This is a genomic window from Pseudomonas sp. S36, from assembly GCF_016647875.1.
Lineage (GTDB): Bacteria > Pseudomonadota > Gammaproteobacteria > Pseudomonadales > Pseudomonadaceae > Aquipseudomonas > Aquipseudomonas parafulva.
The window spans coordinates 1-6,018 of sequence record NZ_JACVVG010000087.1 but is presented as its reverse complement, the minus strand read 5'-3'; the positions used below and the strand labels follow the sequence as shown (position 1 = coordinate 6,018).

Below are 6,018 nucleotides of genomic sequence, written 5' to 3'. Positions count from 1 at the left end.
TGGTTACTTTGGCCGCGACCAAAGTAACCCGCCGTAAGGGCGGAAAGGTGATTAAGCGCAAATCACGTAAAAGAATGTTAGCTAGGTGTCTGCGCCCACACTGAACGAGCTTGAAGCTTGAAGCTTGAAGCTTGAAGCTTGAAGTTCTATTACGTTGTGTGGTTATTTGGAATAGCCTCACCCCGCCGGCGCCACCAACACCGGTACCTGCACCCCATCAATCACCTTCCCGCTCACCGAAGGGTCCAACAACCGCCCCAGCCGCGACAGATGCCGGTGCCCCATGATGATTAACTCACACCCCAGCGCCCGCGCCTTCCCCACAATCACCTCAGCCGGCAGCCCAGCCATCATGTGCCCCTGGCACTCAAACCCCGCACGTTGCAGATCATCCACAGCCGCCGCCACAGCCTGATCCGCATGCTGCTGCTCCTCGCAAGCCGCAGGGTACTCCTGCATTTCCTCAGGCGTATAAGGCCCAGGCGCATCATGCACCGCGAAGGTGGCATCAATGGCCAGCAGCACATGCAGGCGGTGTTCCCCAGGTTGGCAATACCGCCTGGCCAGGGTAACCAGCGCGTGGGAGGCGGGGGAGGCGTCAATGGCAATAAGGACAGGGCAGGGCATCATGTTTCCTTGAGTCGGCCAGGCAAAAAGGGCTGTCTTCCAACCACCATTCTTCGCCCAACCCACCCTGTGGATAAATACCCCACCGCGCACGAGCGTATTGCACCAGACGCAATCGGGCAACCTGCTACCATCGCCCCATCGAAATAGCGCGACGGAAAACACCCCCATGCAACTCCCGGACATGAACCTGCTGGTCGCCCTCGATGTGCTGCTCGACGAGGGCAGCGTGGTGGGCGCCGCGCAGCGCATGAACCTGAGCCCCGCTGCCATGAGCCGCACCCTGGGGCGCATCCGGGAGGCGCTGGGCGACCCGATACTGGTGCGCGCCGGTCGCGGCCTGGTCCCCACCCCACGCGCATTGGCCCTGCGTGACCAGGTGCACGGCCTGGTCGAGCAGGCCGGCCAGGTGTTCCGCAGCCGCGAAGGCGTGGACCTGGCCAACCTGCACCGGGCCTTCAACATCCGCACCAACGACCTGTTCATTGCCCTGTACGGGGCCAAGCTGCTGCGCATGATGCTGGCCGAGGCGCCCCACACCGTGCTGCGCTTCGTGCCGGAGGGCAGTGGCGATGACGATGCCATGCTGCGCAACGGGCAGATCGACCTGATCGTCAGCTCGTCCGTGGAACTGGGCCCGGAGATCAAGGTGCAGAGCCTGTTCAATACCTACTTCGTGGGGCTGGCCCGTACCGACCACCCCATCTTCGACGGCCCCATTACCCCCGAACGCTTTGCCGAGTTCCCGCAGATCAGTGTGTCCCGGCGGGGCCGCGCCAACGGGCCAATCGATGTGGCCTTGGCCAACCACCGCGTGGAACGGCAAGTGGCACTGATCACCACCAGCTTCCATTCGGCGATGTTCTCGCTGCCGGACTCGGACCTGATCCTGCCCATACCCGCCAACATCTTGAACAGCGTGCAGCGCCTGAAACTGCCGTTGCGGTCCTTTGAGATCCCGGTGCCGCTGGAAACCGTCACCGTGATGCAGGCCTGGCACCCGCGCTTTGACAACGACCCCGCTCACCGCTGGCTACGCCAGACCATGAAAACCTGCGGTATCAGCGACCCGTAAAGATCGTCGATTGTGTTTGACGCAATATAAACCTGCTGACAATTCAGTTTTCGTCATCATTCGACCTTCTTAAAATTGCTCCAGTCGCAAATATGTTGCTGGAGATTTCTGTTAATGAATGCCTTGTCTGCCCCTTCTACCGGAACCGCCGCCGCACCCGCGCCGGCCGTACCGGTGCCGAGCGCCTTCGGCCTGCGGGTGGTGGTTGGGCTGTTTGGCGTGTTGCTGGCCGTGCTGTGTGCGGGCCTGAACGAATCGGTGACCAAGATTTCCCTGGCCGATATCCGCGGGGCCATGGGTATTGGTGCCGACGAAGGCGCCTGGCTGCTGGCGGCGTACAGCGCCGCCTCGGTGTCGGCCATGGCCTTCGCGCCGTGGCTGGCTACCACCTTCTCCCTGCGGCGCTTCACCCTCTGCGCCATCGCAGTGTTCGCAGTGCTGGGCCTGCTGCAGCCATTTGCCCCCAACCTGCACAGCCTGATGCTGCTGCGGGTGCTGCAGGGCTTTGCCTCCGGTGCCTTGCCGCCGATGCTGATGAGCGTGGCCCTGCGCTTTCTGCCCCCAGGCATCAAGGTATACGGGCTGGCCTGTTATGCCCTGACTGCAACGTTCGGCCCCAACCTGGGCACGCCGCTGGCGGGCCTGTGGACCGAGTACGTCGGCTGGCAATGGGCGTTCTGGCAGATCATTGCGCCGTCACTGCTGGCGGGTGCCTGCGTGGCCTGGGGCCTGCCGCAGGACCCGTTGCGCCTTGAACGTTTCAAGCAGTTCGACTGGCGCGGTGTGCTGCTCGGCCTGCCGGCCATCAGCAGTATCGTGCTGGGGCTTTCGCTGGGCGACCGCTGGGGCTGGTTCGACTCGCCGCTGATCTGCTGGCTGCTGGGCGGGGGCGTGTTGCTGCTGGTGCTGTTCCTGTTCAACGAGTGGTCCGAGCCCCTGCCGTTCTTCCAGTTGCGCATGTTGTCGCGGCGCAACCTGAGTTTTGCCTTGCTGACACTGTGTGGCGTGCTGGTAGTGCTCTCGGGCGTAGGCAGCATCCCGTCAGCCTATCTGGCGCAGGTGCAAGGGTATCGGCCCGCGCAGACCAGCCCGTTGATGCTGCTGGTGGCCATGCCCCAGCTCATCGCGCTGCCGCTTACCGCCGCACTGTGCAACATCCGCGCGGTGGATTGCCGGTGGGTGCTGGCTTGCGGGCTGGCCATGCTGTGCTGCTCGTGCATTGGCAGCAGCCTGCTGACCTCACAGTGGATACGGGGCGACTTCTACCCGTTCTACCTGCTGCAGGTGTTTGGCCAGCCCATGGCCGTGCTGCCCCTGCTGATGCTGTCCACCACGGGCATGAGCCCGCAGGACGGGCCGTTCGCATCCGCCTGGTTCAACACCGTCAAGGGCCTATCCGCCGCCATCGCGGGCGGCCTGCTGGACGGGCTGGGTACCGTGCGCCGGCATTTCCATTCCAACCACCTGGTCGACAGCCTGGGCAATGCCGCGTTGGTAGAAGGCAACACCCCTGGCCTGGCTGCACGCATTCACGAACAAGCCGCGGTACTGACCTCCGCCGACCTCTACCTGGTCATGGCGGGTGTCGCCGTTGCCCTGATCTGCCTGATTCCTTTCGTGCCTACCCGGGTCTACCCGCCGCGTGCGGTGGCCTGACCCCTGGATGACTTCGAGTAACGCTGAAATGACCCAAAACCGCAAAACCCTGTTCATTGGCTCGGTGCTGGCCGTGGCCGTGCTGGCCGCCCTCGTTGGCCCCTGGCTGTTTGGCAGTGACCACCGGCAGAGCACCAACGATGCCTATGTGATCGCCGACTACACCGTGGTCGCGCCCAAGGTCGCCGGCTTCATCAAGGAGGTATTGGTGGAGGACAACCAGCAGGTCAAGGCTGGGCAGTTGCTGGCGACCATCGACGCCCGTGACTACCAGGCCGCCCTGTATGCTGCCCAGGCGCAGTTGCTGGTGGCCCAGGCACAAAGCGCCGACGCCCGCGCCACCCTTGACCGGCAGGGGGCACTGATCGCCCAGGCCGAAGCGGCGGTAAAGGCGGCCCAGGCCGAAGTGAGCTTTGCCGACCATGAAGTGCGCCGCTACGGCCGGCTGGCCGAGCAGGGCGCCGGCACCGTGCAGAACGCCCAGCAAGCCCGCAGCCGGGTGGACCAGGCCCGGGCCCATCTGGCCAATGCCCAGGCGGCGCTGGTGGCTACCCGCAAGCAGGTGGACATCCTCACCGCCCAGGTGGCCAGTGCCGATGGCCAGCTCAAACGTGCCGAAGCGGGCCTGGAGAAAGCCCAGCTGGATTTGTCGTACACCCGCATCACTGCACCGGTGGACGGCATGGTGGGTGAGCGCGCCTTGCGCGTGGGTGCCTATGTAACGCCTGGGACGCGGCTGCTTTCGGTGGTGCCGTTGCAGCAGGCCTATGTGGTCGGCAACTTCCAGGAAACCCAGCTGACCCACGTGCAGCCCGGCCAGCCGGTGACTGTCAGCGTCGACACCTTCGCCGGAGAGCAACTGTACGGCCATGTGCAAAGCATCGCCCCGGCAACGGGCGTCACCTTCGCCGCCGTCAAACCAGACAACGCCACGGGTAACTTCACCAAGGTGGTGCAGCGCATCCCGGTGAAAATCGTGTTCGATGACGGGCAACCCCTGCTGAGCCGCCTGCGGGTTGGCATGTCGGTGGAGGCGACCATCGATACCCAGGCGCAAACACTGCAGGGCAGCGAGGTCAGTACACGATGAAGCCGGCATTACGCTTGAGCCCGTTGCTGCTGGCCCTGTGCATGGCCGGCTGTACCCTGGGCCCGGATTTCCAGCGGCCCGACAGCCAGGCCCCGCAACAGTGGGCCGGTATCCAGGGCCAGGCTGCGGCCAGCCAACCGCAGCCTGAACCGCTGGAAACCCGGTGGTGGGAAACCTTTCACGATGCGCAGCTCACCGCGTTGATCCAGCGGGTTGCCGAGCGCAACCTCGACCTGCAGATGGCCAGTGCGCGCCTGCTGCAAAGCCGGGCGATGCGCAGCACCGTGGCGGCCGACGAAGCGCCGACAGTGGAGGCCAACGCCGGTTACAGCCGCGCCCGCAACAGTGCGGAGGGCCTGAATGACCCCTCGGGCAAGGCCGGCAAGCAGGCGTTCAGCCTGTGGCAGGGTGACCTGGTGGCCGGGTGGGAGCTTGACCTGTGGGGCCGTGTGCGGCGGCAGGTGGAGGCGGCGGATGCCTCGGTGCAGGTGGCCGAAAACGATCGCCGCGCCGTGTTGCTGGCATTGCTCTCGGAAACCGCCGGGGACTATATCCAGTTGCGCGCCGTGCAGCACACCCTGGCCGTGACGCAGGACAACCTCAAGGTCGCCCGGCATAGCCTGAAGCTGTCTGAAGACCGTCAGGCCGAGGGCGTCGCCACCCGGTTGGACGTGGCCCAGGCCAGTGCCCAGGTGGCGTCCATCGAAGCACGCCTGCCCACGCTGGAAGCCCGGCGCGACGACCTGATCAACGCCCTGAGCCTGCTCGCCGCCGAACCGCCGCGCAGCCTGCAGGCCCAACTGCAGCAGGGCGCCGACCTGCCTGCACCGCAACAGCGCTTTGCTATCGGTTTACCGTCCGAACTGGCCCAGCGCCGGCCCGACATTCGCCAGGCCGAAGCCCGCTTGCATGCGGCCACGGCCAGCATTGGCGTGGCCAAGGCCGACTTCTACCCCAGCATTCGGCTGTCGGGCAATGTCGGCTTCCAGGCCATGCAACTGGCCGATTTCGGCACGTGGGATTCGCGTCGCTTCGCGTTTGGGCCGCAGTTGTCGTTGCCGATTTTCGAAGGAGGCCGGCTCAAGGGCACCCTGGCGCTGCGCGAGGCGCAGCAGCAGGAGGCGGCGTTGAACTACCGCAAGGTGGTGCTGGGCGCGTGGCACGAGATCGACGACGTGCTGCGCCTTTACAACGCCAGCCAGCTGCGCCGCGATCACCTGGCCGAAGCCGTGCGCCAGAATCGTATCGCCCTGGAAACTGCCCAGCGCCAGTACGTGGAAGGCGCGGTGGACTTTCTCAATGTGCTGACCGTGCAGGGCGCCTTGCTGACCAGTGAAGAGCAACTGATCGACAGTTCGGCGGCGGTTTCCCAGGCCCTGGTGGGGTTGTACAAGGCGCTGGGCGGGGGGTGGCAGGGGTTTGAGCAGGGTTGAACCTTTGTGTCGATTGGTTTGCGGGGAGACGGGTGTGAGGGATTACAGGTGCCCGCCTTGAGGGGTTTTTCGCCTGTGAGATCGAGCGCCGCCACATAAACCACGTCCTACCTCAAAGCCCGCGCAACAACCCAAAC

General features: G+C 64.9%; 5 protein-coding genes. 4 read left to right on the top strand and 1 reads right to left on the bottom strand.

Features of this window, described 5'->3' with window-relative positions:
- Positions 1–177: 177 nt before the first annotated feature.
- Positions 178–627, bottom strand: a complete 450-nt coding sequence (locus IAE36_RS23350) for a universal stress protein (RefSeq protein ID WP_028635251.1) — start codon at positions 625–627, stop codon at positions 178–180.
- Positions 628–796: 169 nt separating this feature from the next.
- On the opposite strand from IAE36_RS23350, the gene IAE36_RS23345 reads away from it, so the two are divergent.
- From IAE36_RS23345 to IAE36_RS23330, 4 genes are all read left to right on the top strand, one after another.
- The gene (locus IAE36_RS23345) at positions 797–1,702 is read left to right on the top strand and encodes a LysR family transcriptional regulator (RefSeq protein WP_201214964.1); all 906 of its coding nucleotides are present in this window, start codon (positions 797–799) and stop codon (positions 1,700–1,702) included.
- A 114-nt stretch (positions 1,703–1,816) separates the two neighbouring features.
- On the top strand, positions 1,817–3,358 hold the full coding sequence (locus IAE36_RS23340) for an MFS transporter (RefSeq protein WP_201214963.1): 1,542 nt from the start codon (positions 1,817–1,819) through the stop codon (positions 3,356–3,358).
- A gap of 28 nt (positions 3,359–3,386) precedes the next feature.
- Entirely contained in the window at positions 3,387–4,448 is a 1,062-nt protein-coding gene (locus IAE36_RS23335) for an HlyD family secretion protein (protein ID WP_201214962.1), read from the top strand.
- Positions 4,445–5,881 (top strand): efflux transporter outer membrane subunit, encoded by a 1,437-nt coding sequence (locus IAE36_RS23330; protein WP_201214961.1) that lies wholly within the window; start codon positions 4,445–4,447, stop codon positions 5,879–5,881. The genes IAE36_RS23335 and IAE36_RS23330 overlap by 4 nt, the downstream gene beginning before the upstream one ends.
- Positions 5,882–6,018: the final 137 nt, after the last annotated feature.

What these genes read in the sequence shown, in the direction of transcription:
- IAE36_RS23350 (WP_028635251.1), bottom strand. Translation starts at nt 627, where the DNA reads ATGCCCTGCCCTGTCCTTATTGCCATTGACGCCTCCCCCGCCTCCCAC.
- IAE36_RS23335 (WP_201214962.1), top strand. Translation starts at nt 3,387, where the DNA reads ATGACCCAAAACCGCAAAACCCTGTTCATTGGCTCGGTGCTGGCCGTG.
- IAE36_RS23345 (WP_201214964.1), top strand. Translation starts at nt 797, where the DNA reads ATGCAACTCCCGGACATGAACCTGCTGGTCGCCCTCGATGTGCTGCTC.
- IAE36_RS23330 (WP_201214961.1), top strand. Translation starts at nt 4,445, where the DNA reads ATGAAGCCGGCATTACGCTTGAGCCCGTTGCTGCTGGCCCTGTGCATG.
- IAE36_RS23340 (WP_201214963.1), top strand. Translation starts at nt 1,817, where the DNA reads ATGAATGCCTTGTCTGCCCCTTCTACCGGAACCGCCGCCGCACCCGCG.